This is a genomic window from Neobacillus sp. GCM10023253, assembly GCF_042653105.1.
Classification (GTDB): domain Bacteria; phylum Bacillota; class Bacilli; order Bacillales; family Cytobacillaceae; genus Neobacillus; species Neobacillus citreus.
In genome coordinates, this window is the sequence record NZ_JBHSHV010000026.1 from 166,149 (window position 1) to 191,401 (window position 25,253).

At 45.2% G+C, this 25,253-nt stretch carries 24 protein-coding genes; 4 read left to right on the top strand and 20 right to left on the bottom strand.

Features of this window, described 5'->3' with window-relative positions:
* The first annotated feature begins 144 nt into the window (after window positions 1-144).
* A complete protein-coding gene (locus ACFPA1_RS23435) occupies window positions 145-780 on the top strand; it encodes a nitroreductase family protein (RefSeq protein WP_378586212.1) in 636 nt (211 codons plus the stop codon).
* 86 nt (window positions 781-866) lie between these two features.
* Here ACFPA1_RS23435 and ACFPA1_RS23440 read toward each other — a convergent pair whose 3' ends face one another.
* The 4 genes from ACFPA1_RS23440 to ACFPA1_RS23455 all read right to left on the bottom strand — a co-directional run bounded on the left by ACFPA1_RS23440 (window position 867) and on the right by ACFPA1_RS23455 (window position 4,922).
* Window positions 867-1,406 carry a CBO0543 family protein gene (locus ACFPA1_RS23440; protein WP_378586214.1) on the bottom strand — a complete coding sequence of 180 codons (540 nt, stop codon included), beginning with the start codon at window positions 1,404-1,406 and terminating at the stop codon, window positions 867-869.
* 132 nt (window positions 1,407-1,538) lie between these two features.
* Window positions 1,539-2,213 carry a carboxymuconolactone decarboxylase family protein gene (locus ACFPA1_RS23445; RefSeq protein ID WP_378586275.1) on the bottom strand — a complete coding sequence of 225 codons (675 nt, stop codon included), beginning with the start codon at window positions 2,211-2,213 and terminating at the stop codon, window positions 1,539-1,541.
* A gap of 71 nt (window positions 2,214-2,284) precedes the next feature.
* Window positions 2,285-3,661 (bottom strand): APC family permease, encoded by a 1,377-nt coding sequence (locus ACFPA1_RS23450; RefSeq protein ID WP_378586217.1) that lies wholly within the window; start codon window positions 3,659-3,661, stop codon window positions 2,285-2,287.
* Between the two features lie 40 nt (window positions 3,662-3,701).
* The gene (locus ACFPA1_RS23455) at window positions 3,702-4,922 is read right to left on the bottom strand and encodes a MalY/PatB family protein (RefSeq protein WP_378586219.1); all 1,221 of its coding nucleotides are present in this window, start codon (window positions 4,920-4,922) and stop codon (window positions 3,702-3,704) included.
* 287 nt (window positions 4,923-5,209) lie between these two features.
* On the opposite strand from ACFPA1_RS23455, the gene ACFPA1_RS23460 reads away from it, so the two are divergent.
* A complete protein-coding gene (locus ACFPA1_RS23460; RefSeq protein WP_213143907.1) occupies window positions 5,210-5,659 on the top strand; it encodes a MarR family winged helix-turn-helix transcriptional regulator in 450 nt (149 codons plus the stop codon).
* Between the two features lie 54 nt (window positions 5,660-5,713).
* On the opposite strand, the gene ACFPA1_RS23465 is transcribed toward ACFPA1_RS23460, so the two are convergent.
* The 4 genes from ACFPA1_RS23465 to ACFPA1_RS23480 all read right to left on the bottom strand — a co-directional run bounded on the left by ACFPA1_RS23465 (window position 5,714) and on the right by ACFPA1_RS23480 (window position 11,163).
* Window positions 5,714-6,226 carry a DUF2179 domain-containing protein gene (locus tag ACFPA1_RS23465; protein ID WP_213143906.1) on the bottom strand — a complete coding sequence of 171 codons (513 nt, stop codon included), beginning with the start codon at window positions 6,224-6,226 and terminating at the stop codon, window positions 5,714-5,716.
* A gap of 17 nt (window positions 6,227-6,243) precedes the next feature.
* The gene (locus ACFPA1_RS23470; RefSeq protein ID WP_378586223.1) at window positions 6,244-7,380 is read right to left on the bottom strand and encodes a M24 family metallopeptidase; all 1,137 of its coding nucleotides are present in this window, start codon (window positions 7,378-7,380) and stop codon (window positions 6,244-6,246) included.
* Window positions 7,381-7,462: 82 nt separating this feature from the next.
* Complete coding sequence (locus ACFPA1_RS23475) at window positions 7,463-9,514, bottom strand: CocE/NonD family hydrolase (RefSeq protein ID WP_378586226.1); 2,052 nt, start codon at window positions 9,512-9,514, stop codon at window positions 7,463-7,465.
* A gap of 110 nt (window positions 9,515-9,624) precedes the next feature.
* Window positions 9,625-11,163 (bottom strand): BCCT family transporter, encoded by a 1,539-nt coding sequence (locus ACFPA1_RS23480; protein WP_378586228.1) that lies wholly within the window; start codon window positions 11,161-11,163, stop codon window positions 9,625-9,627.
* 194 nt (window positions 11,164-11,357) lie between these two features.
* On the opposite strand from ACFPA1_RS23480, the gene ACFPA1_RS23485 reads away from it, so the two are divergent.
* Both ACFPA1_RS23485 and ACFPA1_RS23490 read left to right on the top strand, forming a co-directional pair.
* Window positions 11,358-12,020 (top strand): TetR/AcrR family transcriptional regulator, encoded by a 663-nt coding sequence (locus tag ACFPA1_RS23485; protein WP_378586230.1) that lies wholly within the window; start codon window positions 11,358-11,360, stop codon window positions 12,018-12,020.
* Between the two features lie 250 nt (window positions 12,021-12,270).
* Window positions 12,271-12,837 carry a hypothetical protein gene (locus ACFPA1_RS23490; RefSeq protein WP_213143902.1) on the top strand — a complete coding sequence of 189 codons (567 nt, stop codon included), beginning with the start codon at window positions 12,271-12,273 and terminating at the stop codon, window positions 12,835-12,837.
* Between the two features lie 120 nt (window positions 12,838-12,957).
* Here the strand turns inward: ACFPA1_RS23490 and ACFPA1_RS23495 are convergent, their stop codons facing one another.
* The 12 genes from ACFPA1_RS23495 to ACFPA1_RS23550 form a co-directional block, all read right to left on the bottom strand.
* Entirely contained in the window at window positions 12,958-13,824 is an 867-nt protein-coding gene (locus ACFPA1_RS23495) for an MBL fold metallo-hydrolase (protein WP_378586232.1), read from the bottom strand.
* Entirely contained in the window at window positions 13,821-15,233 is a 1,413-nt protein-coding gene (nhaC, locus tag ACFPA1_RS23500) for a Na+/H+ antiporter NhaC (RefSeq protein WP_378586234.1), read from the bottom strand. Before nhaC ends, ACFPA1_RS23495 begins: the two co-directional genes overlap by 4 nt.
* Window positions 15,234-15,683: 450 nt before the next feature.
* Window positions 15,684-16,469: a 3-oxoadipate enol-lactonase gene (gene pcaD, locus ACFPA1_RS23505; protein WP_378586237.1), complete on the bottom strand. Its 786-nt coding sequence runs from the start codon at window positions 16,467-16,469 to the stop codon at window positions 15,684-15,686.
* A gap of 125 nt (window positions 16,470-16,594) precedes the next feature.
* Entirely contained in the window at window positions 16,595-17,335 is a 741-nt protein-coding gene (locus ACFPA1_RS23510) for a carboxymuconolactone decarboxylase family protein (RefSeq protein ID WP_378586239.1), read from the bottom strand.
* A gap of 114 nt (window positions 17,336-17,449) precedes the next feature.
* Window positions 17,450-18,643 (bottom strand): thiolase family protein, encoded by a 1,194-nt coding sequence (locus tag ACFPA1_RS23515; RefSeq protein WP_378586241.1) that lies wholly within the window; start codon window positions 18,641-18,643, stop codon window positions 17,450-17,452.
* 13 nt (window positions 18,644-18,656) lie between these two features.
* Window positions 18,657-19,313, bottom strand: a complete 657-nt coding sequence (locus ACFPA1_RS23520) for a 3-oxoacid CoA-transferase subunit B (RefSeq protein ID WP_378586244.1) — start codon at window positions 19,311-19,313, stop codon at window positions 18,657-18,659.
* Window positions 19,310-19,993, bottom strand: coding sequence for a CoA transferase subunit A (locus ACFPA1_RS23525; RefSeq protein ID WP_213143895.1), 684 nt, complete (start codon window positions 19,991-19,993; stop codon window positions 19,310-19,312). Before ACFPA1_RS23525 ends, ACFPA1_RS23520 begins: the two co-directional genes overlap by 4 nt.
* A 216-nt stretch (window positions 19,994-20,209) precedes the next feature.
* Window positions 20,210-21,547, bottom strand: coding sequence for a short-chain fatty acid transporter (locus ACFPA1_RS23530; protein WP_213143894.1), 1,338 nt, complete (start codon window positions 21,545-21,547; stop codon window positions 20,210-20,212).
* A gap of 361 nt (window positions 21,548-21,908) precedes the next feature.
* Window positions 21,909-22,253: a DUF3870 domain-containing protein gene (locus tag ACFPA1_RS23535; RefSeq protein WP_378586248.1), complete on the bottom strand. Its 345-nt coding sequence runs from the start codon at window positions 22,251-22,253 to the stop codon at window positions 21,909-21,911.
* Window positions 22,254-22,414: 161 nt separating this feature from the next.
* Complete coding sequence (locus ACFPA1_RS23540; protein WP_378586251.1) at window positions 22,415-23,476, bottom strand: zinc-dependent alcohol dehydrogenase; 1,062 nt, start codon at window positions 23,474-23,476, stop codon at window positions 22,415-22,417.
* Window positions 23,477-23,517: 41 nt separating this feature from the next.
* The gene (locus tag ACFPA1_RS23545) at window positions 23,518-24,195 is read right to left on the bottom strand and encodes a cyclase family protein (RefSeq protein WP_378586253.1); all 678 of its coding nucleotides are present in this window, start codon (window positions 24,193-24,195) and stop codon (window positions 23,518-23,520) included.
* Between the two features lie 47 nt (window positions 24,196-24,242).
* The gene (locus ACFPA1_RS23550) at window positions 24,243-25,175 is read right to left on the bottom strand and encodes a 3-hydroxyacyl-CoA dehydrogenase NAD-binding domain-containing protein (RefSeq protein ID WP_378586255.1); all 933 of its coding nucleotides are present in this window, start codon (window positions 25,173-25,175) and stop codon (window positions 24,243-24,245) included.
* Window positions 25,176-25,253: the final 78 nt, after the last annotated feature.

Consider the following 25,253-nt stretch of genomic DNA (forward strand, 5'->3'; position numbering starts at 1 on the left):
ACCTCATTTGCTTATCACCAATATTTTCACATTATATCACAATAGTTTTTGCTTGACTCATTTACTTACTAATAGTAAGCTAAAACACGAACTAAAAAATGCTTACTTTTAGTAAGTTTTATTTTTCAAAAGGAGGCAATAAGAATGTCCACTGCAACTATGAATGCACAAAGTTTTAGCGATGTAATCAGAGAACGTCACTCTGTTCGAAAATATGATCCTGCTTTTAAAATAGCCCGAGAGGAAATTGAAGAAATCTTAAATGAGGCTATCCTGGCTCCTTCTTCAAGCAATCTCCAGCCTTGGCGATTTATCGTGATTGAGGACCAAGAAATGAAGAAAGAGCTCCGGCAGATTGCAAACAATCAAGAGCAGGTCGAAACCTCTTCAGCCGTGATTGCGGTTTTGGGTGATAAGGAAATGTACAGAAATATTGAGAAGGTGTACCGAAGTGCTAATGAAGCCGGATATATGGATGAAGCCAACATGCACCGTCTAATTACTGGTTCAAACAGCTTGTACTCTAACTTACCCGAAGAAGTTCGCAAAAATATCGCGGCTTTTGATACAGGCCTAGTGTCGATGCAGCTAATGCTGTCTGCCAAAGCAAAAGGCTACGACACGGTCCCAATGGGCGGCTTTGACAAACAAAAATTCATGGATAAGTTCCAAGTATCCGACCGCTACATGCCAATGATTCTAATATCACTGGGAAAAGCAGCAGCACCAGCATTCAAAACCACACGGATTCCTTTGGAGGACTTAATAGAGTTTGTTTAATGAGTGAGATGGTAAGGCGTGGGGACGGTTCTCGTGCATCATTTCGAGTGAGGCACGAGAACCGTCCCCATGCATCATTCCATGCATCATTTGTATTTCGTAATGGGTATGTGAAAGTATAGGATTAAAAAAATGGTACATGCGAAACAGAGGAACCAGGCTAATATGGGCCTTGTATGGTGGAGGCGCAGGCCAAAAAACATAAAGATCCAGACTATGAGAGACCACCAGAAATTCCAGCCATGATCATAGGAGATTAGGTTTGCAGCCTTAAAAAGGCTCTCTATTGCGATACCAAAAATGACCCAGATAGATGCATAACCTATCTGTTTAAGCAGGCTTGCCTGAAAAGGGTATTTTGAAAGAAATATAAAGGCCATTTGGGGGAAAATCAAAAAAGCAATAATAAAATCAACAATGGTATGGTTGGGAATAAAAAAAGATTCTTTATAAGTCCATAGTGGATATTCATACATAATAATAGAAATAAAAAAGTTCACGGTTACGAAAAAAAGAATGGTTGGATAGTACTCCTTCCAATTCCTCCAATCACCCCAGCGCCAGGAACCCAGCAAATAAAGAAAAGGCAGCGCAAATCTTAAATACGAAACCACAGTGTGTAACATTACGTTCCCTCAAATCCTTTTCGAAAAACAATTTTACTACCATTTCTATTATTTGCTATAAACCTAAAATTGAAACATGGGGACGGTTCTTGTGCATCATGATGCAAAAGAACCGTCCCCACGCCTCACTATTCAATTTTCATCGTATGCGTTTAGCGCATTCACACTATGGGCAAGTGCAGACCCTGCCTTTAATGCGGTTGCGACAAAGATGGCTTCGACGAGCTCTTCCTTCGTAACATCCAATTGCTTGGCCTTTTTCGTATGAGTTTCAATACAGTAGGCACAGCCTGTCACATGGGCGACAGCAACAGCAATTAATTCCTTCTCCTTACGGCTTAATAACCCGGCTTTCAGGGCTTGCGTATCAAACTTCACAAAGGCTTGAAAGGATTCTTGCCCTAATTCTTTGAACTCGCCAAATCGATTCATGTTGGAGCGGTTGTAAAGCTCATCTCCCCCATCCTCATCATAGGCATTCAAGGCATTTAATCCATGTGCCAAGGCTGAACCTGCTTTCAAAGCAGTCGCGACCATAATCGCCTCCAGCATCTCTTCCTTGGAAGCCTCTAGTTTTTTTGCCTTCGCAACATGACCATCAATGCAATAAGGGCAACCCGTAACATGTGCCACAGCGACAGCAATGAGTTCTTTTGTCTTTTGAGGAATCGCCCCTGGCGCTAAAGCCAATTGGTCAAACTTCACAAACGCTTTAAACGTCTCGGGTGCAAGCTTTCCTAATTCCGGCAACCTACGAATATTTGACTTTTTATATAAACTTTCATCTATCAAATCTTTTACCTCCATTTCATTGGATGCGCGGGGACGGTTCTTCTGCCTCACAAAGTGAGGCATGAGAACCGTCCCCATGCATCATTTTAGACTCCTATATTCTCCTTGGGGTTTTCAGTTGTGTTTACATGCCCGCCGAAGCCGAAGTGGCCGGGATCGTGGGTTATTTTTTTACCTACTATCATAACGTAAGCTGCAGCAGCTACTAGATAGACAATCGTTCCGATAATGATCGGCATAGACAAAGATGACATGAGTAAATATCCTTGAAAAAATAATAGGGCAATTCCGATATAGACAACCGTATTTAAAACCATTGGCGACAGTTTAAATGGTGCTGCCTGATACAGCTCAGGGTGTTTCTTTGGTAATTTGGTGGCAGCAAAAACCGGAATCATATTCGCCAGCAGTAATACGCCAGTGCCTAATGCCGATATGATTCCTAAGGAAAGCCCTGTTACAATTGGAATTACTCCAATCACATAAAACAAGGTAAGTAACCAGTGCGGTGTTCCAAACTTTTTATTTACTTGCCCTAAGGATTTTGGCAGCCAGCCGTCTTCACAGGCAATCATAATCCCTTTAGTAACCCAGGAAAGAGTCGCATTTAATGTTGTTGCTAAGGCAAACATGGCTCCACCGACCATAAAGAAGATAAACAGCGGTTTTGGTAAAATCGTTTTTGCCACATCTGTTAAAGGCTTGTTCGCAACATCGGCAATCGGCAGCACCCCTGCAGCAATCGTCGCCATAAACGCATACAAGATTCCGACACCCAATGTGGTGGTAATAATCGTCAATGGGATATCTCTCCCGGGATTTTTCATTTCTCCACCTAGTTCCGCAATGACCTGAGCACCGCCGGTAGCAAAGGATAACAATCCTACAGCCATAAAAAATCCACCAAAGCCGCCTGAGAACATTTCACCTGAATTAAACACAGCGTAGTTCACCTCAGGCATTCCCCATACCACAAAAACAATCAAGGCAAGCAGTAAGACAAGAACCATTAATTTTTCAACTAGGGCTGCAAAATGTACGCCTACTAAATTCGCAATATAAAACACAGTCAGCAGCAAGAACGCGATCAGTTTTAGCGGTGCATTAGGCACCAGGCCTTGAACATATTCCGCAAAGGATATCGCATACATAGCCAGGGTTAACTGCGCAAGAATAAATAACGTTAACCAAAAGAACCCGACCTTTGGGGACAATAACCGGCTTGTATATCTGTACAATCCTCCTGTTGTTGGAATAGCTGAACCCATCGCGGCAATAGGAATAACCATAAACAAGGTAAAGATGGATGAAATGACAAAGGCCAACGAAACGCCGCTCCCCGTCATCCCAATGGCAATTCCGGTGAGGGCCATGACTCCAGCACCAATTATTTGCCCGATACTAATACTCATTACATCCCCAAGCCCTAAAACCTTTTTTAAATTCGATTCTTGACTAGCCATTTCATTCACCTCTTATATGTTTTTTGGGATTGTTACTGCGTCATCGGATGGTAGCTGCTTTATGATTAGGAGACGCGAGGTCGGAAAATTCCTTTTCGATCCGTTCCAACGCTTCCTTAATAATCGGTCTTGGGGAAGATACGCAAATTCGCTGGAAGTCTTGTCCCTCTTCACCAAACATACTGCCATCTTCCAATAAGACATTGGCTTTATTGTAAATACGATCATGAACCTCTTCTGGCGTGATTCCATAAGCGCTGAAGTCCATCCACATCACATACGTTCCTTCCGGAATGTGTACCTTCACTTGTGGCATTTTTTCAGCAAAAAAAGCTTGTACATATTCCATCGTTTCATCTAAATACTCCTTCAACTCTTCCAGCCATTCCTCTCCTTTATGGTAGACAGCGATCAACGCTGATACGGTAAAAGGCGATGGTAATTGGAAACCCATGGCTTGGCTGAAGATGTTCCTAAGTTCAGGATTCGGAATGATGACATTGGTGCAATGGAGCCCGGCCACGTTGAAGGTTTTGTTGATGGCCGTGCAGGTAATAATATGCTGCGTGTTCGCTGCCGCTTTGGCGATTGGGATAAAGGTTTGGTTCCGGCGAATTAAGTCCCCGTGAATTTCATCCGCAATGATAAGAACCTGATTTTTTTCACAAATATCTGATAATCTTGTTAATTCTTCCGGTGTAAAAATTCCTCCAGTCGGATTATGCGGATTGCAGAGGATAAACAGCTTCGTATTTTCATTCTTTGCTTTTGCCTCAAAATCTTCAAAATCAATCGAATAAGAGCCATCCTGTTCGCGGATCAGGGCGTTATTAACGACTTGTCGTCCGTTCCCTTCAATCGCCGCAGTAAACGGCGGATAGACCGGACGCTGAATGATCACCCCATCGCCGGGCTCGGTAAAAGCTCGTACCGCCACATTCAAAGCATGGACTGTTCCTGGACTATAGACAATTTCTTCGGTTTGGATGTCCCAGTCATGTCTCTTTTTAAACCAATGCTGAATCGCCTCGAAGTACTCCTTTGGAAAAATGGAGTAACCAAATATCCGATGCTCTACTGTTTGATGCAAGGCATCGAGTAAAGGCTGAGGAACTGGAAAATCCATGTCCGCCGTAAATAAAGGCAAAGTTTCTTGATCATACCTCTGGGTAATTCCCAATTCCTTAATTAAATCGCCGCCGTCCCATTTCAAGGAATACGTATTTCTGCGGTCGACGATTTGGTCAAAATCGTACTTCACTTGAAATCAACTCCCCCTCTTTTGAATTAAAACGCTTACAAATATTTTTAAAAAAAGTGCTTTTAACGATAGTATAGTTGCTAAACCATCTAAATATAGTTTAGCAACTATACTATATTTAGTCAATAAAAATTCTGAAAATTAAAACAATTATATCAAAATATAATTGTTAGGTCTTTCTGCTCATCGATATTGGAGGCTATTCCATCTGATAAAAGTGACTGGAAAAATAAGTATTATGCTATAATAAAGATAAGAATCTATTAAATTTTTAAAAAGGAGCAGTAATGAAAAAGGAAGAGATTATTTATGAATTAATGGAATCTGTCTATGACCTTTCCAGACAAATTAGCTCCTACGAAAGTATACCTAGAAAGTACGGTACCGAAGATGAGCTTTATATGGTCGAAGCACATACAATCAATTTAATCGGAAACAAAACCCAAACGACTGCTTCAGAGCTTGCCAATCTTACAAAAAAAACAAAAGGCGCCATCTCTCAAATGGTTAATAAACTAATCAAAAAAGGCCTAGTATTAAAATCCAAAAACCCAATCGATAAACGAGAATACATCCTAGAACTAACAGAAAAAGGGAAGATGGTTTACGATTTCCATTACCAATTAGATAAAGCGGAATATACCAAAATACTAAACAAACTACACCAATTTTCCGAAGAAGACCTACTAGTCTACATCAAAATATCATCCATCCTATCAGAAAATACGTCGAAATAGAGCACGGGGACGGTTCTTTTGCTCTAAATGAGGCATGAGAACCGTCCCCATGCTTCACCCAAGCCTCTTTAGCAAGAACCCTCCATTAAAGTGGGTGGGGTCGTAGGAGATGATGAAGGCTTTTGGTGATAGGGATAGGATGAGGTTTTTGAGTTTTTGTTCGCGGTTTCGTTTGGCCAGGATTTTCATGACCAGCCGCTTGCCTTCCTTTCCATCGGCCCCCCAAGAAGTGACTCCATAGCCCTGTTCCCTGAGTTTGTCAGGCAGGATACAGTCCACCGGCTCCACGATGACCTCCATCACGACGTAACCTAGAGCCAAATACCCTTCAATTTTACTGCCGACAAACACACCTAGTCCCCAGCCAAAGCAGTAGGCTGCGATGTTCATGGGTTTATCAAGATTATCAAGGACAATTGTCAGTCCCATCAAATAGACAAACACCTCACCCATCGACAGCACTGAGGCTAGAACCCGGTATCCTTTAATGACAATCATCACTCTCAAAGTAAATAAAGAAACATATAAAACGTTAATCACAATGATGGTAAGAATAATTGACGACATGACGTCCACCTCAGCTGTTAATCAAAAAGCATGTATTCTAGTTCACGAGGGTATTGGGTAATCGAAAAACTTCCTGTCTTGGTCAAAATAATCGTATCGGAATGCCTAAAGCCCCCAAGGCCCGGCACATACACGCCTGGCTCAATAGTGTAAACCATGCCCTCCTCGAGCACCAAGTCATTATCAAACCGCAAGTACGGTTCCTCGTGTTCCGATAATCCTAACCCATGTCCGATTCGATGATTCACATATTCTCCGTAACCAGCCTTTTTAAAAACCTGATACGACGCAATATCGACCTCTTTTGCCGTAATTCCCGGCTGAATCATTTCCATGCCGACCCGCTGCGCCTCGATCGCCAATTTCAATAAGTCCTTTTGTTTTTCAGATGGCTTTCCGACAAAAAACGTCCGCTCGTTTTCGGCTCGGTATCCGTTAAACCACACCTGACGGCTGTGAACGACAACATCGCCATCAGCAAATTTCCGCGTGCTGGAGTAAAGGTGCGGCATGGCGCTCCGCTTGATTCCGGAACAGGTCCAATTCGCGTAGCCAATCAACTCCTCCGGATAGTCCTTTGAGGCAATTTCCAATAAAAACTTGTCACCATACGAATCGAATTCCAATTCACTAATTCCGGCCCGTGCATGTTTGAGCGATTCGCCGATCGCATAGTCGGACAGCTGGCCGGCAACTTTCAGCAGCTCTATCTCTTGTTCATCTTTAATCGCCCTCATGTTAATAATTTTTTGACCAACGTCGACAAGCTCAAAGCCCTGCTCTTGTAAAAATAAATAGACGCTCGCAGGCAGCAGCCCCAATTCAACGCCAAGCTTTGTTCCGGCAGGATATTTTTTTATCAATCTAGTTAAATGATCTAAATAGGAAATCTCCTTGTGAGCCATATCAATCTGCTCATAATAAACATAGAGTTTGTCAACTTTCGCCTTTTCTAAAGCATGAAGCTCTTCCAGCCCTGGAACAATAAGTTCAGTTTTATCCGCATGGATGAGTGTCACAATGGGACGAGAATAGATAATCGCTCGAAAACCGCTTAAATAATATTGATTGTCGGGGTCCCAAATCAGACTAAGTCTGACGCCCTTCTGCTCCATAAACTCTCGAAAAATTTGAATCCTTTTATTTATCTTCATTAAAACTCCCCCCAAATCTACTTTTTCCCTCAAAAAACCCCCTGGCAGACTAGGTCTTCACCAGGGGATCATTTATTTCATTTCACACAAGATCGCGCGGAATTTCCTTATTCCATTTTTTCGAAAAAACTTGCTCCTCACCCTCAAAAGCTGTCAATTCATTGGTGAGATAAAACTTAGAGACATCTGCTTTCATGGTACTCACACTCTCAAGACGTGTCTGCCAGCTTCCGCGGCCCACCGTCAGCGTCCATTCGCAGCTAACCTCGGCCGACAGCGGGTCGCCCTCTTTAATGGTGTAAACATTCCGATTAATACTGCCATATTCGAGACCATTACTAGGCAGGCGGCGGGCTCCTTCGTCTGAAAAGTCATCGAGCACCCATACTCCGTTAATTAAATCATGGTGGACTTTCCGGGTGCGGTTCTCGGCCCTAAGGATTTCCCGTTCAGCGACAGCGGCCGTTTCCGGAGGACCAAATTCAGGCAGTTCCTGATCCAGCGGCTGCGGCGGCCGTACCGGCAAGGTCACACGCGTTTTTTCACCGGTAAAAACTTTCAAGGTCACCGGTTCCGGCGATGGCCAGGCATGCGGCCAATAGGTTGGCGACAACGCGACCGACCAGCGGTGTCCTTCAGGCAGCACATGCCCAATCGCATTGAGCTTGACGGTTACGGTATAACGCTCACCTGGAACAAGCGGAGTTGGGAACTCATGGCTGTCCCGATGAGTTAAATTCAACATGCCCCAGCTGACCAAGGTTGAGGCCCCGTCTGGCGCGATATCGCAAAGCCGGACGGCAAGCAAAGCGTTCGGCCGGTCAGACGACAATTCCACTGTCACCTCCGGAAAACCGAGGATTTCCACCGGTTCCATCAAGGGTTCTGAAGTGAAACAAACCGAAAGCCCATCTTCGAGCCGCTGGTCAGATGCAAGGTCGCCCGGCTGGCCAAATGGGCACCAAACACCGGAATAAAGTCCATGCTGCTGGACACTGGAAACGAGGATTTCCTGTTTTTCACCCGGCACCAGTTCTGACATTCTTTTTTCATCCAGCCAAAAACCCATTGGTTCGATCGCCGGCGACGGCCAGGCTGTTTCGGCCACCCACCGGCCAGAACGTTCCTCGTAATCTACTTGCGGCGGTACACTTTCTTGCATCCATGCCCTCAGCATCGGCTCCTCCATAATGCCGGTGTCGATTCCCTTTAACCAATAATCCCACCAGCGCAAGGCTTCCTGTAAAAAGCCAATCGCCGGACCGGGAACTGCTACCTCCGGATACTCATGCGCCCACGGGCCGATTAATCCTTTCCGTGGTCCCGGCAGTCCCTCTAGCAGCCTCAGGATGGCATTCGTATAACCGTCTGCCCAGCCGCCAACAGCAAAGACCGGAATATCGATATCCGCATAATTTTCACAGACAGAACCATGCTTCCAATAGGCATCACGGCGCTGATGCTTCATCCACTCCTCGACAAATGGCGGCGTTTTTTCAAGGCGCTCCAGCCAGCTCGATCGCCACGTTTCCCCGACCACTTCCGGATCTGCTGGACGGCCATTATAAACAAGCATCGTCGAAGCCCACCAAAGCATATCAGACGCCAGCACGCAGCCCCCCATATAATGGACATCATCGGCGTAGCGGTCGTCCGTAGAGCAAAGGGTAATAATCGCTTTTAAAGCAGGGTGACGCCTTGCAGCCACCTGAAGGCCATTAAAGCCACCCCATGACTTACCAATCATGCCTGCCGCTCCGGTACTCCATGGCTGCTCCGCAATCCAGTTTAATACATCAAGGGCATCCTCCTGCTCCTGTGGCAGGTATTCATCATAAAGAATCCCTTCCGAATCGCCAGCCCCCCGCATATCGACGCGAATGCTCGCATATCCGTGCCCGGCGAAATAAGGATGGCGGATCGAATCCCGCAGTGCCGTAAAATCATTTTTCCGGTATGGGATATATTCTAAAATTGCCGGAACCGGCTGCTGCTCGGCATCCTCTGGGAGCCAGATTTTTGCAGAAAGGCGCGTGCCGTCCGACATCGGAATCCAAACATGCTCGATTATATGGACCTTCCGCGGGAATTCTTTTTTAATAGAAAGATTCGAATCACGTACATTAAAAACCATGAAAAAACCTCCAAAACCTTTTCCATAAATTTTTCAAAAAAACGCCTGATAAGGATAAGCGCAGTAGCCAGGGCGGCACACTGCGCGTTAGCAATCATTTCTTTAAGGACTTAGCCCGCCTTTTCCTCTAAATCAAGGTCTTTTGAAGATGGGCTGCCGTAATCTTGCTTTAACCACCGGAGTAAGGACACTGTCAGCAAGAGATAAATGATGATAACCGGAACGGACACAATGACGGAGGAAGTTTGAATGACCTTCAGCCCGCCAATCATTAACAAGGCTACCGCCATAATGGCCAGAATGCCTCCCCATAACAGACGGTGCCAGCGCGCCGGCTCCTGCTCACCCACTAGTTCTTTAGTGGCAATAGCAGAAAGAATATAAGTGGCTGAATCCAATGAAGTCGCTAGGAAAATAAAGCCGAGAACCACGAAGAAAATCAAGACAATAGTGCTGAGCGGCAGAGACTTCAAGACAGCGACAATCGCGGCAGGGCCTCCCTGTTTGTCGAGAATTTCCGTGATTGGGACAATATCATTCAGCTGAAGGTGCATCGCATAACCGCCAAACACCGCAAAGTACAGCCAGCTTCCTAACGAGCCCCATAACAGAACAGCGCTGATTAATTCCTTGATCGTTCTTCCTTTTGAAATTCGGGCCACGAATAAGCCCATAAATGGCGATGTCGCCGCAAACCAGGCCCAATAAAAGACTGTCCAGCCCTGCGGGAAGCCTCCCCGATTAATTGGGTCTGTATAAAAGCTCATACGTACGATATTTTGCAGCATCAGGCCGAAGCTGTTTGTAAAATAAGATAGAATAAATAAGGTAGGTCCAACCAGCAGCACAAATAAGGCAAGCGCCAAGGCCATATACACGTTGATGTCGCTTAATTTGCGGATGCCCTTATAAAGTCCGAGATAGGCGCTGGAACAATAAATGACGGTCCAAATAAGAATAATGATGATACTCAATCCAAGTGATTGTTCCATTCCTAAAATTTCGCCAATGACTGCAGAAATCATCGGAACACCAAGCCCTAAGGAAGTGCCAAGTCCGCCAACCAGACTCCAAATCACCAGGATATCGATAATTTTTCCAACCAAGCCGTCAGCGTGCTTCCCAAGTACACCGCGGCAGGCGGTACTGATTTTTAAAGAGGATTGCTTTTTCACAAAGAATGAGTAAGCAATGGTTACAGTTGGAAGCGCATACAACGACCATGCTGAAATCCCCCAATGGAATAAACCGTAGGTGACAGCCCACTCCGCCGCTTCAGGGCTTTTTGCCTTGATGCCGAATGGCGGGCCGGTATAATAATAGATCGGTTCCATGATCGACCAGAACATAATACTCGTACCCATCCCAGCGCAAAACAGCATCGCGCCCCAGCTAAAGTTGGAGAATTCAGGCTTTCCTTCGCCGAGTTTGATTTTTCCATAGCGTCCAAAAATCAGCCAAACTAGCAAGATAAATAATCCTGCGGTCAGAAACTGAAACGCCCAATCCAGCTTAAACGTAATGTCTGTCATCATGTTGTTTAATAACGGTTCCGCCGTTTCACGATTGAAGACCAGTAGTAAGGTTGCAGCAACAATAACAATTAATGAAGACCAAAATACAATCGGATCAATTTTTACCTTCCCCATTCTTCCACTCCTTTGTAAATTTCATTTCTAGTAAAATAGTTTCTAAAAACCCCCCAATCGTGGTAAAATTGGTTAAAATATAATCATGATTACTTTATAATTAAGATTATATTATTCCATCTGAAATTTTTCAATGAAAATTCTAAAAATTTGATATACTCAAAAAAGGCGATAGATGAGGAGAATTGGCTGTAATGAAGAAGAAAATTCAAATGAGCCGTATGTGGCAATATTTTGTGGAAGCGACGGCGGAAATTATTGAGGAAGAGGGCATTAATAAGATCACCATTCGGAAGGTGGCCGATAAAGCAGGCTACAATAGTGCCACCATCTATAATTATTTTTCCGAGATCTCACATTTAATTTTTTTCGCGGCGATGAAGTTTCTAAAGCCCTATACAGATGAAGTGTCCACATATATGGATAAAGGGAATAATCCCGTAGAGAAATACTTGTTGGCCTGGGAATGCTTCTGCAAGCACTCGTTCCAAAACCCGCAGATTTTTCATGCTGTCTTTATCATGGACCTAGGAGAACAGCCGGAAAATCTGCTTGAACGTTATTATCAGATTTATCCGGAGGAACTGATCTCCATCCCGGAGGAGCTAAAACCGATTCTATTCGAACGGAACATGTCCAAACGAGGAAGATCATACTTGGAATTAGCCCTAAAGGAAGGCTATATCAAAGAGGAAAATATCGATGCCATCAACGAAATCACCATCCTCATCTGGCAAGGCATGTTCACCAACATCCTAAACAACCGCAGGCAATACACACCAGAAGAAGCCATGCAAATGACCATGAACTACATCACAGAAATCGTCAGAAACCAAGCTGTTTTTAACTTTGGGTGAGGCACGGGGACGGTTCTTTTGCCTCATTGGCGTTATCACGGAAAAAAGCCCAACAAGCGGACGATTGCTGGTTGGGACTTAGATTGTTATACGGCGTTTTAAGCTCTTTTTTTCTATAAAAATTTAGGCAAGCCCTCCCGGCGCACTTTTTTATTTTGGCTTATACACTTGGTTATTTAACCAGTCACAAAAAGTCAAATTACATAACCTAACCTTAACATTATGTTTTTAAGATGGGGGGGTTATGCAGATGTACCATTATAAATATACGAAATTAAGTGGACAAAGGCAGTCATATAATAACCAAATTTCGGTATCACCATTACACCTGCAAGAACAAATGCCTAAAGTTAACCAATTAAATGGTCTTGGAATTCCAGCAGGCTGGAGTGGTCCAGTTAATCCAGTAGGTTGGTGGGGTCCGGTTAATAATGATCCTGGGCATCCGGTTAATTGGGCGGCGAAAATAAATCAAACAGGTTTAGGTGCTCAAGGACAGCCAGCCAGTTGGGCCCCCATGAATCAAACGGGTTTGAGTACCCAGGGTCAGCCAGCCAGTTGGGCTCCGATGAATCAAACGGGTTTGAACACTCAAGGGCAAATGATGGGTTGGGGAGGTCCTGGACGTCCGCCAGGCTGGGGAAATTATGGCTATCCAGCAGGCTGGGGTAATCCGAGAGTTCCGATGGGCTGGTGGAATAACGCGGGTCAAGGTCAACCGGGGATGTTCGGAGGTTTACTTAAGGTTGGAAAAGGAGCATTAGGCGGGCTGGGAATTCTCAGCAGTATCATTAGTATCGGACGGTTTTTATTTTAAAGTGTAAAAAATACGATTTAAAGTAACAGAAACATTAGTATAAAATGCAAAAATGAAAGCCATTCGCATATGAATTGGCTTTCATTAATTTTTATGACCGAACCAAATTATTTAGCGGGATTATAACCTAAACTCCATCCCCTCTTCTGCAATATGAAAGCCATTCGCCTCAATTTGGCTCCGAATCTCCTGCTCCGAATCGATTGCCGGATTTGAATGATTTAAATGGGTGAAATAAATCTCAGTCGTTTTTGTTAAATCTTGCAGCAGGTCCATTGTTTCTGTCATGAGCGGATGAGGGATTTCGCGATAATCCCGCCCAATATTTTCAAGATCCTTTTCGGAATGAAAGGTCCCATCGAGTAAACATATGTCTGCTTCCTCGCAAACGGAGCGAATGTCATGGTCCCACTCGTGCCAGCGATCGATATCTGGGACATAGAGGACTTTCTTATTTGGTCCCTTAATCCAAAAAGCAAATGTCTCCGAAAATTCATTGCGATGCGGCACTTCAACAGGTGTTACCGTAACACAAGGAGAAACCTGAATATCCTGGCTATCCTGGAGTTCTTGGACACTTATATTGCCAAGCTTCGTTAATTGGCTCCATGGAGCCTGTTCTTCTAATAAATACTTCATTTTTGACCCAGCCATTACCGGGATTCCCTTTGCGCCAATGGCTTCTCGTCCTAAAAATAATAGACCTGGGTAATGTCCCAAATGGGCATGAGTTAAAAAAATATGATCCATTAGCTTGGTTTGCAGATCGTATTTCATTTGCAGCCTAGCCATTTGCTCCTTCAGATCAGGTGATGCATCAATCAAATGCCATGTCTGCTCATTGGCTTCGACAATCGCCAACGATGCGGCAAGGCGTCTAAACTGCGGGTTTCTGATTGCCTCTGAACAATTTTTACAAAAACAATTTGGATGGGGCAGCCCAGCATCTTGAGCAGTTCCTATTACGCTTAAGATGACCTCACTCATAGTGAAACACTCCTTTTGTGATTTGTTTCGCCTTCATAGTTTTTCTTTGTAATCGTCCAACCGGTAAATCCGAATAAAATATTCATGAGTGGGACTAGGAAGGCAAAGAACGCAAACGGAATAAATTCACCTGGACTAACACCGAGTATTCCCGCAGCAAATACAGCAGGTACCCCCCACGGAACAAGGTTGATTCCAACAGTTCCTGCAGCTTCTACACAGCGAGAAAGGTTCTTCGTATCAATCCCCATCTTTTTATAGTTTTTGACAAATGTTCTTGCTGGTAAAATGATAGCTAAAAATTGTGCCCCACTGGCAAATGCGACTATAAAGGTAGAAAGAATGGTGGTGCTGATTAAGGTTCCAGTAGAATGAACTTTTGACATCATCTTTTTAGTTAATACCTCGAACGACCCAGTCTCTTCTAAAATTCCCCCAAGTGCGGTTGCTAAAATCAACAAGCCAATTGTCCCCAGCATCGACATAAGTCCTCCTCGATTTAACAAGGAATCTAATGCTTTTATTCCAGACTCTACATGGAATCCACTTGTCATGACTTGAATGACAGTAGTTACGGAAGACCCCTGAACGAAGATGGCGAGCACACCGCCTAAAATACCTACACCCATTAATGCCGGAATGGCAGGTGTTTTTTTAACCATTAAAATAATGGTTAATACTGGCATCAATAATAGTAAGGGGTGTATGACAAAAACATCATCCAAACCTGTTTTCATTGCACCAATGACCTTTGTATCTACCCCGCCATTGATTCCTGCTGACTGGCCCACTACCCAATACAATAGAATGGAAAGTAGAAAGGCTGGAATCGTATCCCAGAGCATGTGCTTGACATGACTAAACAAGTCGGTTTCAGCCATTGCCGGTGCAATGTTGGTTGTATCAGACAGGGGGGATAATTTATCACCAAAATAGGCACCTGAAATCACTGCTCCTGCTACAAGCCCTGGAGAGAAACCAAGACCTTCTCCGATCGCCATGAAAGCAAGGCCAATTGTTGCAATAGAAGTAAAAGAGCTTCCTAGTGTGATAGAGATAATTCCGGTAACCAGTGCCACAATCGGTACAAACATAGCAGGTTTAATAATGGACAATCCATAGTAAATCATAGTCGGAATGACGCCGCTCGCAATCCATGTGCCGACAATAATACCGATAATAAGCAAAATAAATACGGCAGGCAACGCTCTTGAAACACCATTTACCATCATCTTTTGGACATCATCCCAGCTCCACCCGGCCATAATGGAAACAATTGCTGCTGCGATCACTCCAATCATTAACGGAATATGCATCCCCGCTTTCCAAATGAAAATGGAAAGCGCCGCAGCTCCTATCAAAGCAATAATAGGAATGAGCGACTTCCCTAAAGACAGTTCCTTTTTCATGTACACCTTCTCCTTAGATAATTTAATAGAATAAAAAAAGCCCCCATCCCTAAAAGGGAAGGAAGCTCCACGGTACCGCCCTAGTTAGCAGATTAACCTTCTGCTCGCTTGTTTAGATAACGGCCGAAGCAGGCCCCTAGTTCCCTATCAGGCTCTGATTTCAAAGATAATATCAGTCGCTTTAATAGTTCAACGCTTTTATGCTTTTACGCAGTTAAGTATATGGATATATTAATAGAATAAATCATCATAGTCAATCTTTTTTAAATTGGGTAAGTGATGCATGGGGACGGTTCTCGTGCCTCATTATTGGTATTCGCATGAAACAGAGGGACAGTTCTCGTGCATCATTCCGTTTTTTTCGCACAAAAAGGCCCAACCAGCGGACGATTGCTGGTTGGGCCTTTAGGCTGTAATACGATTTTAAAGGTCTTTTTTTCCTATAAGGATTTAAGCAATCCCCCGTAGAAAATCTACCAATGCCTTTGTAAACTCTTTTGAGGTTTCGATATTAGAAAGGTGGGATCCTTCTAGTTCAACATAACGTGTACCATTAATTTGGTCGGTTAAGTATTGGCCGTCGCGAGGAGGTGTGGCCAAGTCATCTTTGCTCGAGATGACCAATGTCGGCACGGTAATACTTTTCACCGTTTCTCGCTCGTCCATGTCGCGAACAGCCGCACAGGCCGCAGCATAGCCCTCGGCAGACGTTTCCAAAAACACCTTTTTAACCTGCTTCACTTCCTCCGGCCCTTGCTGCACGTAGGATTCTGTAAACCAACGCGCTATGACACCCTCAGCGATTGGCTCCATCCCGCTGTTTTGCACAGCAGAAATTCTCGTATCCCAAATTTCACGCGGCCCGATAAAGGCAGCCGTATTGCAAAGCGCCAGTTTCCCAAGACGCTCGGGAGCATTCAGCGCCAGCCACATTCCGGTCATGCCGCCCATCGAAACGCCGGCGAAGTGGGCACGTTCAATCCCCAAACTGTCTAACAGGCCCACAACATCCTGGCCAAGCTGATCAATCGAATAGGGACCAGCAGGAACATCAGAAGCCCCATGGCCGCGTGTGTCATACCGCAGCACACGGAAGTATTTCGTTAACTCTTCTATTTGGGGATCCCACATGGTGAGATCCGTTCCCAGCGAGTTGGAAAGGACTACAACCGGAAGCTCCTCCGCCCCGTCGAAACGGTAATGCAGACGAACCCCGTTAACTTCTATAAAATTCATGAAAAAACACCCCTGTTACTTATTATTAGCTTATTAAAAAAATGGGATGAGGCAGGAGAACCGTCCCTGTGCATCATTTCAAATTGCATGAGGCAGGAGAACCGTCCCCACGCATCACCCACACATCATTTAACCTCTAAAAAATCGCTGCCTTCAAACCAGGCCGGGATGCCTGCAGTCAGTAGGGCGACTAGGGAGACGTCGGCGATTTCGGCGTCGGTTGCTCCGAACTTTTTTGCTCCCTGGGTATGGAGTTCGATTCCTTTTGGATACATTTCCGCTACGTTAATTCCGACTAAAACTAGTTCTTTCAATTTACGAGAGACAACATGGTCTCTTAGGACTGTTTTTCTTAAGTCAGCGTATCCTTCTAGACATGCCGGGTTGTATTGATGTAAAACCTTCACCCAGCCAGGAAGTTCTCCGCCTGCTTCTTTTTCATAATAATCCAGAGCATTAACCTCTTCATCTTCCAAAAATGAGGCAGGAGAACCGTCCCCTTGCATCACTCCAAGGTCAGAAACCGCATATTCGAGGGCTTTTACGCCGGTGAACCAGGCTGGGATGCCTCTGGAGATGATGCAGACGGATAGGATGTCTGCAAGTTCTTCGAGGGTTGCTCCTGAGTCGATGGCGCCCTTGGTGTGGTAGATCATGCTGCGTTCATAGCGGCGGGCCGCATTGATGCCGACTAAGATTAATTCCTTCTCTTTTTTGGAAAGGACTCCGTCTACTAAGATTTCGCCCCTTAATTTTGTATAATATTCAAGCGCCTTAGGAGCAAAATGATGCATTTTAGCTACCCATTCTGGAACCTGGCCGTAAACCTTTTCAAAAAATTCTAGCCCATTAAATTCTGTTGACATGTCACCATCTCCAAACATTTATTTTTCTAAGGATCGTCCCCAAATACCATAAAGTGATGCACGAGAACCGTCCCTCTGCCTCAAAAAATGATGCACGAGAACCGTCCCCATGCCTCATACTGAACGAAAAACTGTGGCGATTCCTTGGCCGCCGGCGATGCATAGGGTGCCGAGGCCCCATTTTGCTTGTCTTTTTTTCATGGCGTGGATGAGCGATACGCAGATTCTGGCGCCGCTATTGCCTATTGGGTGGCCAAGGGCGATGGCGCCGCCGTTGACATTTACCTTTTCCATTGGCAGCTTCAATTCTCTTAAACACGCTAGCGACTGGGCTGCAAACGCTTCATTTAATTCTACCAAATCCAGGTCGTCTTTGCTGATTCCAGCCATTTTCAACGCTCTTTCGCTTGCTTCCACCGGGCCGATTCCCATCCGGTCCGGCTGCACACCGGAAAGGCCGAGCGCCGTAATTTCGACTAGTGGCTCAAGATTATATTTTTCGACCATATCCCCGGATACCACTAGGAGCATCGAAGCTCCGTCATTTAATCCGGAGGCATTCCCCGCCGTCACCGTTCCGTCCTTTTTAAAGGCTGGCTTCAGTGCAGCCAGCTTTTCCAAACTCGTTTTCCGTGGGTGCTCATCTACTGAAAAGATAATCGGCTCGCCCTTTTTTTGGCGAATTTTCACAGGAACAATTTCATCCTCAAAAGCGCCGCTTTCGATCGCTTCATGCGCTTTTACCTGGCTCTCATAGGCAAACACATCCTGTTCCTCGCGGGAAATCGCATAGTCTTCAGCAAGATTCTCAGCCGTCATTCCCATCACCAGCCGGCCATATTTATCCTCAGGCTGTGAACCAGGCTGGCTTTCTTTATTCGGGTCCAAAATTTCCGCGTTGCCTGACAGGAAGCCATAGCGGCCATTGCGGATGTAATAAGGGGCGGCACTCATACTTTCCACCCCGCCGACAATGTAGGCATGGCCGATGCCGGAGCGGATTGCCATAAACGCATTATGGATCGCCTGCATGCCGGAACCGCAGGCGCGATGAACGGTGTAGCCAGGAAGCGATTCAGGCAGGTCCGCCATCAGAAGCGCCTTCCTCGCAATATTGGATTGATCCTGGCTCTGCTTCGCCTGGCCAATGATGACTTCATCAATTTCCTCAATCGGAATCAATTTTTTCGCCAATAAATCTTCAAATAACGGCACTAACAGCTCATCCGGCTGCAGGTCCTTCAATGTTCCGCCGATTTTTCCTACCGCCGTCCGCTGGGCGCTGACCACAAATACTCGATTATCCATTCTTTCCATCTCCCTACCGTAATGCTAAAATCTCTTCACTTATTTCAAAAGACGCCTCGGTCTTTTCTCTGACTTCATCCAAGCTCACACCCGGCATTAATTCCTTCAACACGAGCTTTCCGTCTTCAATCTTAAATACCGCTAACTCGGTAATGATGACATCGATCTTCCGAAGCGACGTAATCGGATACGAACACTTCTCCACAATTTTCGACTCTCCATTTTTTGAAGTATGATTCGTCGTAACAATGACCTTGCCGGCCCCGCTCAACAGATCCATTGCGCCGCCGACGCCCATAATGTTTTTTCCAGGAATCGCCCAGTTGGCAATGTACCCTTCCTGATCGACCTGAAGCGCGCCAAGGATGGCGACATTCACATGCCCGCCGCGAATCATCGCGAATGACTCGCCGCTATTAAAATAAGAAGCGCCAATACCCTCTGAAATAGGAAGCTTTCCAGCATTGACCAAGCTTGGGTCAAGATCCTCCTCGCTCGTCAGCTCCTCCACCCCGAGCATCCCATTTTCTGTGTGGAAATAGACCGAACCCGGCTGGACATATTTCGCGACAAGCGTTGGAATCCCAATACCAAGATTGACAACGGAGTTAGGCTTCAGTTCGGCTGCTGCGCGCTTGGCAATCAACTCTTGAATATCTTTGTTGGTCATTTGGAAACAACTCCTTCTTTGCTTAAAATCAATTGGCTTTCGACAATCGCGTCCACAAATAAATGTGGGGTGACGATTTCTTCCGGTGAAAGCTCGCCCGCTTCGACAATCTCATCGACCTCGGCAATCACAAAGTCCGCTGCCGTTGCCATTAACGGATTGAAATTTCGCGCCGTTTTATAAAAAACCAAGTTTCCCAGAGTGTCAGCTTTGGCCGCTTTGACAAGCGCGACATTGGCTTTTAATGGAGACTCAAGCACATACAGTTCGCCATTGATTTCCCGCGTTTCTTTCCCTTTTGCCAGCTCCGTTCCAGCGCTTGTTTTTGTAAAATAACCGCCAATCCCGGCACCGCCCGCACGAATCGATTCCGACATCGTTCCCTGCGGCATCAATTGAATTTCAAGCTTGCCTTGATTATAAAAATCGCCGACCTCACGATTGCTGGTAAAATAAGAGCCAATCGCCTTTTTGATTTTTCCCTGGCGCAATAAAATTCCAAGGCCTTTTCCAGCCTCGCCAAGATTATTACTGATCACGGTCAACCCATTGACATCGTGGCGTGTCAGTTCGTCAATCAATGTTAACGGTGCCCCGACAAGGCCGAACCCGCCAACCATCAGTGTGTGTCCCGATTGAATTTTTTGAATGGCCGCTTCTGGCTTCATTTGTTTTTGCATGATTATCACCTCGTAAAAAATTGATTACTTTTTCCAAACAAAAAGCCCAGCCATCCCAAAAGAAAGCACAACTCTAGTGCACTTCTTTTGGAAAGGCTGGGCTACCCTCATTATTGTGAAAACGGGGATGCCGTTCTCACCGTGAAGATCTCAACTTTCCATCATCGCCGTCAACTTGTGACTCGATTTCTTCTATTATATTATACTATTTTATTTTTATCCCAAGAATCCCCAAAGTAGAACAGCACCACAATAGATAATCCCAACCCAGAACATCATCACAACGGTGTAGCCCATTACGTCTTTTAATTTAAGGTTGGATAATGCCAGCGCCGGCAAGATCCAGAATGGCTGGACTAAATCGTTCCAGGCATTTCCGAGCATGACGGACATAGACGTATGGGCAATGGATGCGTGCAATTCTTTCGCCGCGTCAATCATGAATGGTCCTTGAACGACCCAGTGGCCGCCCGCAGACGGAGCAAAGAAGTTAATCACGAACGAGCTGACCAGTCCCCAGAATGGCAGTGTATGGGCTGAAGAGAACTGCACAAACCAGTGGGCGATGGTATCTACCAAACCGGACCCCGCCATAATTGCCATGATGCCGGCGTAAAACGGATATTGCAGGATGATACCGGAAATTGTCTTAATTCCGTCATTTAAACTAGAAACATAGTTTGCCGGAGTTCCTAGAAGGATAATGCCAAGGAAAAGAATAATAAAGTTGATCATGTTTAAATCTAATTTGCCGCCCTTTGAAAAGAAGGACACGACATAAATGATACCGATAATTCCAATTGCCAATGAAAGCAAGCGGCTGTTGTTTAACTTGGTTGCAAATGTCACTTCTTCATTGCCGAGGGCAGTTGCTGCTGCCACCTGTTCACGCGCCTCAATCTCCGGATTGATTTCAATGACATTTTCCTTCTTCTTCGGATGCAGCCAAGCGTTTAATAAAGGAAGAGTGATGATAACGATCAAGCTGGTAACTAGCATCGGTATTGAAAAAATGGTTTCTGATAATGGCACGACGCCCATTGCTTTTTCCATTGGGTGGCCAGGTGTTGAAATCAACACTGGAATACTAGCGGAAAGACCTAATCCATATAACGTAAATCCGCTGTACGCGGCTGCGATAATCAGCGGGTAATGAACTCCTTTGACCTTTAAGGCAAGTTTTTTGGCGATGATTCCCCCAATCACCAAACCAAAGCCCCAGTTTAAGTAACTGCCGATTCCCCCGACCAATGTCGCTACGATAATGGCCATTCGAGGAGTATGAACGAGTGAAACAATTTTGTTTAAGAAACGGTCAATAATCGGCGCCTTCGCCAGCACATAACCCATCGCCAGGATGACAGCCATCTGGGTCGTAAAAGATAACAGATTCCAGAAACCTGCTCCCCAGCTGGTTGTAGCAGCCACAAATCCTTGTCCTTCGACAAGAACCGCCAAAACTAGTGTTAGGATGGTCAATCCAATCGCAAACACAAATGGATCGGGAAGATACTTCCTCATCAGATTCGTGAAAAAACCAGTAATTTTCTCCATGCTTTCGCCCCCTTGTTGTTTTAGAAAAATAGTTTAAGTTAACGCTTTCATTACATTCGAAAAAAAATCCCCTTCGTTAAAGCTTCTATCCTTATTGTAAAGGAATCGAAAAGGTTTCCTCATTAACAAATAATGGATGACAGCGTTAGCTGTGCTGCCGCTCACCTCCATTAAGCCAATAAAAAATACCCAGCCCTGCCAAAAGGAATAAGAAAACACAAGGGTTCCCTATTGTCTTTTGGAAAAGCTGGGTATTCTTAATTTAAGGTGGAATGGGTAAATTCCATCGTTAAGAAGACGCTTTTCGAAAGGTATTTATTTTATAAAAAAACTATAATATATCTTTCGTTTAGTTGTCAAATTATTTTTTATTTTCCAATTGATTTATTTTTTCAAAATATCTTTTATGGGCTGCTTTCAAGGCGACAATCACAGAATTAACCGAAGGGGCAAAATAATGCTCTTCAATCCGTTTGACCAGCTCGTCAACACCATTCGACAAATTGTAGCCAATCACAAGCCGCTTGATAAAGTCCTTGGCCAAATCAGTAATAAACGTAAACTCCGCATCCACAATGGAATGGTTCGTTGGATCAACCTCCAGAACAATTCCGGCATGCTTATAAATCTCATACATCGCACTCCCTGTCGGCGCCTTCGCATAAGCAGTCACTAACACCGTGTTCATCTCATGTTGTGAATTCAAGTTGGACCCTCCCTTAATTTTACTCTTATTATACCAAATGTGATGCATGGGGACGAGGCGTGGGGACGGTTCTTCTGCATCATTTTGAGCAAGGGAAGGATTGGGGTTCCTGTTTTGCAAACGAAGGAAGTGAGGCACGAGAACCGTCCCCACGCCTCACTTTATGGTTTTAGGATTACCTTGACCCCTTGCTTTTGAACGCCGACTTCGAAGCCTTCGACTGCTTTTTCAAGCGGAAGGACATGGGAAACCAGCTTCAGATAAGGAAATTTTCCGGAAGAAGCCATGGCGATGGTCCGCTTCAAGGTTTGCTCGGTTACACCGTATACCCCTTTGACCGTTACTTCTCCACGGACAATTTCGTTGGATGGCAGCACGGTTTCCTTGGCGGAAATGCCCACCAATAGCAATTCGCCGCCTTTTGTGCACATTCTAACGCCGGATACCATTGATTGATGGAAGCCGCTTGTTTCAAACACATGGTCGACACCCTGTCCATGTGTCAGCTCGGATATGGCCTCCACATCGTTCACCTGATCGGCATACACAATGTCCGTTGCGCCTAGCTCCTTGGCCAGCTGCAGTCTTTCTTCATCGACAGACAAGCCTGTTACAATCAGCTTTTTCAAGCCGAGGCTGGATAAGGATGCGATTAGGGAAAGACCGATAGGACCCGGTCCGATGACAACAGCCGTGTCGCCTGGCAGAATGTCGGCCCGCTCAAGCGCACGTACGCCAATGCCCAGCGCCTCGAGCATACCGGCCACCTCAATCGGCATCGTTTCCGGAATTGGCAGCACATTTTTATAATGAATCGCTGCATATTCGGCCATTCCGCCATTTTGCCGGAAGCCATACTGCAGGGATTTCGCCGGCACCTTGTCCATCGCGCCTTTGCCATGGTCACAAAGATTCGTTCTGCCCCGCAGGCAATTCGCACATTCGCCGCAGGCCACATATGGATTGATGATGACCCGGCTGTTCAACAAGTGCTCATGCTCAGGTTTGTTCACGCCAACGACTCTCCCGGCAAACTCATGGCCGAGAATAACAGGCGTCGCCACCCACTCATAGGCGCGCATCCCCTCGTACATGTGCAGGTCACTCCCGCAAATGCTCACAGCCTCTACCTGGACAAGCACCTCATTTTCTTTCAGTTTAGGAGTTTCCACTTCCTTTACTTCTACGCCATGGTCTCTTGTTGCTTTGACAACTGCTTTCATTTTTCCTCACCCTTTCTGGATTTATTTTTCTAAAAAAATATTTACCATTCTTCCACCGCAATCGCTCTGATCGGTGAACCTGTCAAACCTTTTAAATTCAAAGGAGTTCCGATAAAGTAGAAATGTTTTTTCGAAAGCTTATCCAAGTTGACGATGTTCTCCATAATGAGAATATTTCTGCTCAGCAAAGCAAGGTGGACATCCCTTTGCATATTGTCATTGATATCGGCATTCGCTAGATCCAGGCCGATTGCTTTAATTTTATTCTCGACGACCCAATCCCCAACAGAAGGAGCAAGGGATTTGCACTCATGGAATCCTTCGCCGTTCCATTCCCCGTTCCAGCAGCGGAACAGCACGATACTATTCTCTTTAATTTCAAGCTGGTCCCTCTCAACCACCGCTTCTACCATTTCTCGCGTTACCGGTTCTGCAGGATTTTTATCCGAACAATCAATTAAAACGGCGTCCCCCATCGTTGCATCAATCGGAATCTGCTCAATCGTTAAGCCATCTTTGAAAAAATGATAGGGGGCATCCATGTGCGTGCCGCTATGGTCAGACATCATGAAAATCTTGCTTGCATAGCCTTCGCAAGGAGCCGTATATCTTGGTTTTGAAAAATCGTGTGTGATATGATCCATGAACACTACTTTTGGATGGGATGGAAAAGAAACTAAGCCGTCGTACAACAATACTGATAAATCAACAGTTTTCATAATTACGCACCTCTAGTAGTTAATTTTTTAAAAATGAGCGTGCTGCTCTATTTCTTCAGCCATTTCATTAATTGAAGCAACTGGGCATTTTTCGTTTGAATGGCGTCAGTTTGGGAGTCCTTGTCCCAATCGTAAAACCCTTTGCCCGATTTGATCCCGAGCTCACCATTTTGCACTTTTTCCCAAAGCAGCCTGGAAGGTTCGGTCCGGTTCTCCAAATCCTTATAAAGGTAAGACGCAATGTGGTGATGGACGTCCAAGCCGTTCAGGTCTCGTTGCTCGAGTGGACCGGTGAATAGAAGCCGGATCCCAAGACTCCAGCGGACAACGGTATCAATTTCCTCCGCAGTCGCAATCCCTTCCTCCAGCAGTGAAATCGCCTCCCGCGCCATCGCATGCTGAATCCGGTTACCGATGAAACCAGGGATATCTTTTTGAATTAAGACAGGTTCCTTATGGATTTTTTTGAAAAATTGCATGACTTCATCACAGACTTGATCTGAAGTTTTGTCCCCGCGAATAATCTCCACTAACGGAATAATCGCCGCCGGCATGAAAAAATGCGTGCCGATGAAGCGCTCGCGGTGCTTTAGCTGTTCGCTTATTTGGTTAATGGATAACCCTGAAGTGTTCGTTGCAAAAATTGTCGCCGGGTCGCAAATCTCTTCCAGCGTTTGAAAGAGAGTTTGCTTTAATTCCAAGACTTCCGGTATCGCTTCAATCACCATCCAGGAGTTTTGCGCATCTTGAAGGCTGTCTGAAAGTGAGATCCGGCCAAGTGCGTCATTCACTTCTTGTTCAGAGATAAACTCGTATTCTCTTAGAACCTCATACTGATCCCTGATTCTATCCTTAGCTTCGTTCAGGATTGTCTGGTTCTGTTCTACCATGTGAACGGTTACATAATTTTGCGCAAGTAATTGGGCAATCCCCCTGCCCATCGTTCCCGCACCAACAACCGTAATTTTTCTATCCTCCATATAAGCGTGGTCCCTCCTTATTTTGAAAATAAAAAAACCCAGCCCCATAAAAAATAAGAACAAACCCATCCTTATCTT

Bases quoted from the DNA above. Each gene is read 5' to 3' on its own strand.
- ACFPA1_RS23495 (WP_378586232.1), bottom strand. From the start codon at position 13,824: ATGAGTGAGGTCATCTTAAGCGTAATAGGAACTGCTCAAGATGCTGGG.
- ACFPA1_RS23475 (WP_378586226.1), bottom strand. From the start codon at position 9,514: ATGGTTTTTAATGTACGTGATTCGAATCTTTCTATTAAAAAAGAATTC.
- ACFPA1_RS23445 (WP_378586275.1), bottom strand. From the start codon at position 2,213: ATGGAGGTAAAAGATTTGATAGATGAAAGTTTATATAAAAAGTCAAAT.
- ACFPA1_RS23465 (WP_213143906.1), bottom strand. From the start codon at position 6,226: ATGTCGTCAATTATTCTTACCATCATTGTGATTAACGTTTTATATGTT.
- nhaC (WP_378586234.1), bottom strand. From the start codon at position 15,233: ATGAAAAAGGAACTGTCTTTAGGGAAGTCGCTCATTCCTATTATTGCT.
- ACFPA1_RS23515 (WP_378586241.1), bottom strand. From the start codon at position 18,643: ATGGATAATCGAGTATTTGTGGTCAGCGCCCAGCGGACGGCGGTAGGA.
- ACFPA1_RS23520 (WP_378586244.1), bottom strand. From the start codon at position 19,313: ATGACCAACAAAGATATTCAAGAGTTGATTGCCAAGCGCGCAGCAGCC.
- ACFPA1_RS23470 (WP_378586223.1), bottom strand. From the start codon at position 7,380: ATGAAGATAAATAAAAGGATTCAAATTTTTCGAGAGTTTATGGAGCAG.
- ACFPA1_RS23540 (WP_378586251.1), bottom strand. From the start codon at position 23,476: ATGAAAGCAGTTGTCAAAGCAACAAGAGACCATGGCGTAGAAGTAAAG.
- ACFPA1_RS23435 (WP_378586212.1), top strand. From the start codon at position 145: ATGTCCACTGCAACTATGAATGCACAAAGTTTTAGCGATGTAATCAGA.
- ACFPA1_RS23510 (WP_378586239.1), bottom strand. From the start codon at position 17,335: ATGTCAACAGAATTTAATGGGCTAGAATTTTTTGAAAAGGTTTACGGC.
- ACFPA1_RS23440 (WP_378586214.1), bottom strand. From the start codon at position 1,406: ATGTTACACACTGTGGTTTCGTATTTAAGATTTGCGCTGCCTTTTCTT.
- ACFPA1_RS23550 (WP_378586255.1), bottom strand. From the start codon at position 25,175: ATGGAGGATAGAAAAATTACGGTTGTTGGTGCGGGAACGATGGGCAGG.
- ACFPA1_RS23485 (WP_378586230.1), top strand. From the start codon at position 11,358: ATGAAGAAGAAAATTCAAATGAGCCGTATGTGGCAATATTTTGTGGAA.
- pcaD (WP_378586237.1), bottom strand. From the start codon at position 16,469: ATGAATTTTATAGAAGTTAACGGGGTTCGTCTGCATTACCGTTTCGAC.
- ACFPA1_RS23450 (WP_378586217.1), bottom strand. From the start codon at position 3,661: ATGGCTAGTCAAGAATCGAATTTAAAAAAGGTTTTAGGGCTTGGGGAT.
- ACFPA1_RS23525 (WP_213143895.1), bottom strand. From the start codon at position 19,993: ATGCAAAAACAAATGAAGCCAGAAGCGGCCATTCAAAAAATTCAATCG.
- ACFPA1_RS23480 (WP_378586228.1), bottom strand. From the start codon at position 11,163: ATGGGGAAGGTAAAAATTGATCCGATTGTATTTTGGTCTTCATTAATT.
- ACFPA1_RS23545 (WP_378586253.1), bottom strand. From the start codon at position 24,195: ATGAAAACTGTTGATTTATCAGTATTGTTGTACGACGGCTTAGTTTCT.
- ACFPA1_RS23530 (WP_213143894.1), bottom strand. From the start codon at position 21,547: ATGGAGAAAATTACTGGTTTTTTCACGAATCTGATGAGGAAGTATCTT.
- ACFPA1_RS23460 (WP_213143907.1), top strand. From the start codon at position 5,210: ATGAAAAAGGAAGAGATTATTTATGAATTAATGGAATCTGTCTATGAC.
- ACFPA1_RS23490 (WP_213143902.1), top strand. From the start codon at position 12,271: ATGTACCATTATAAATATACGAAATTAAGTGGACAAAGGCAGTCATAT.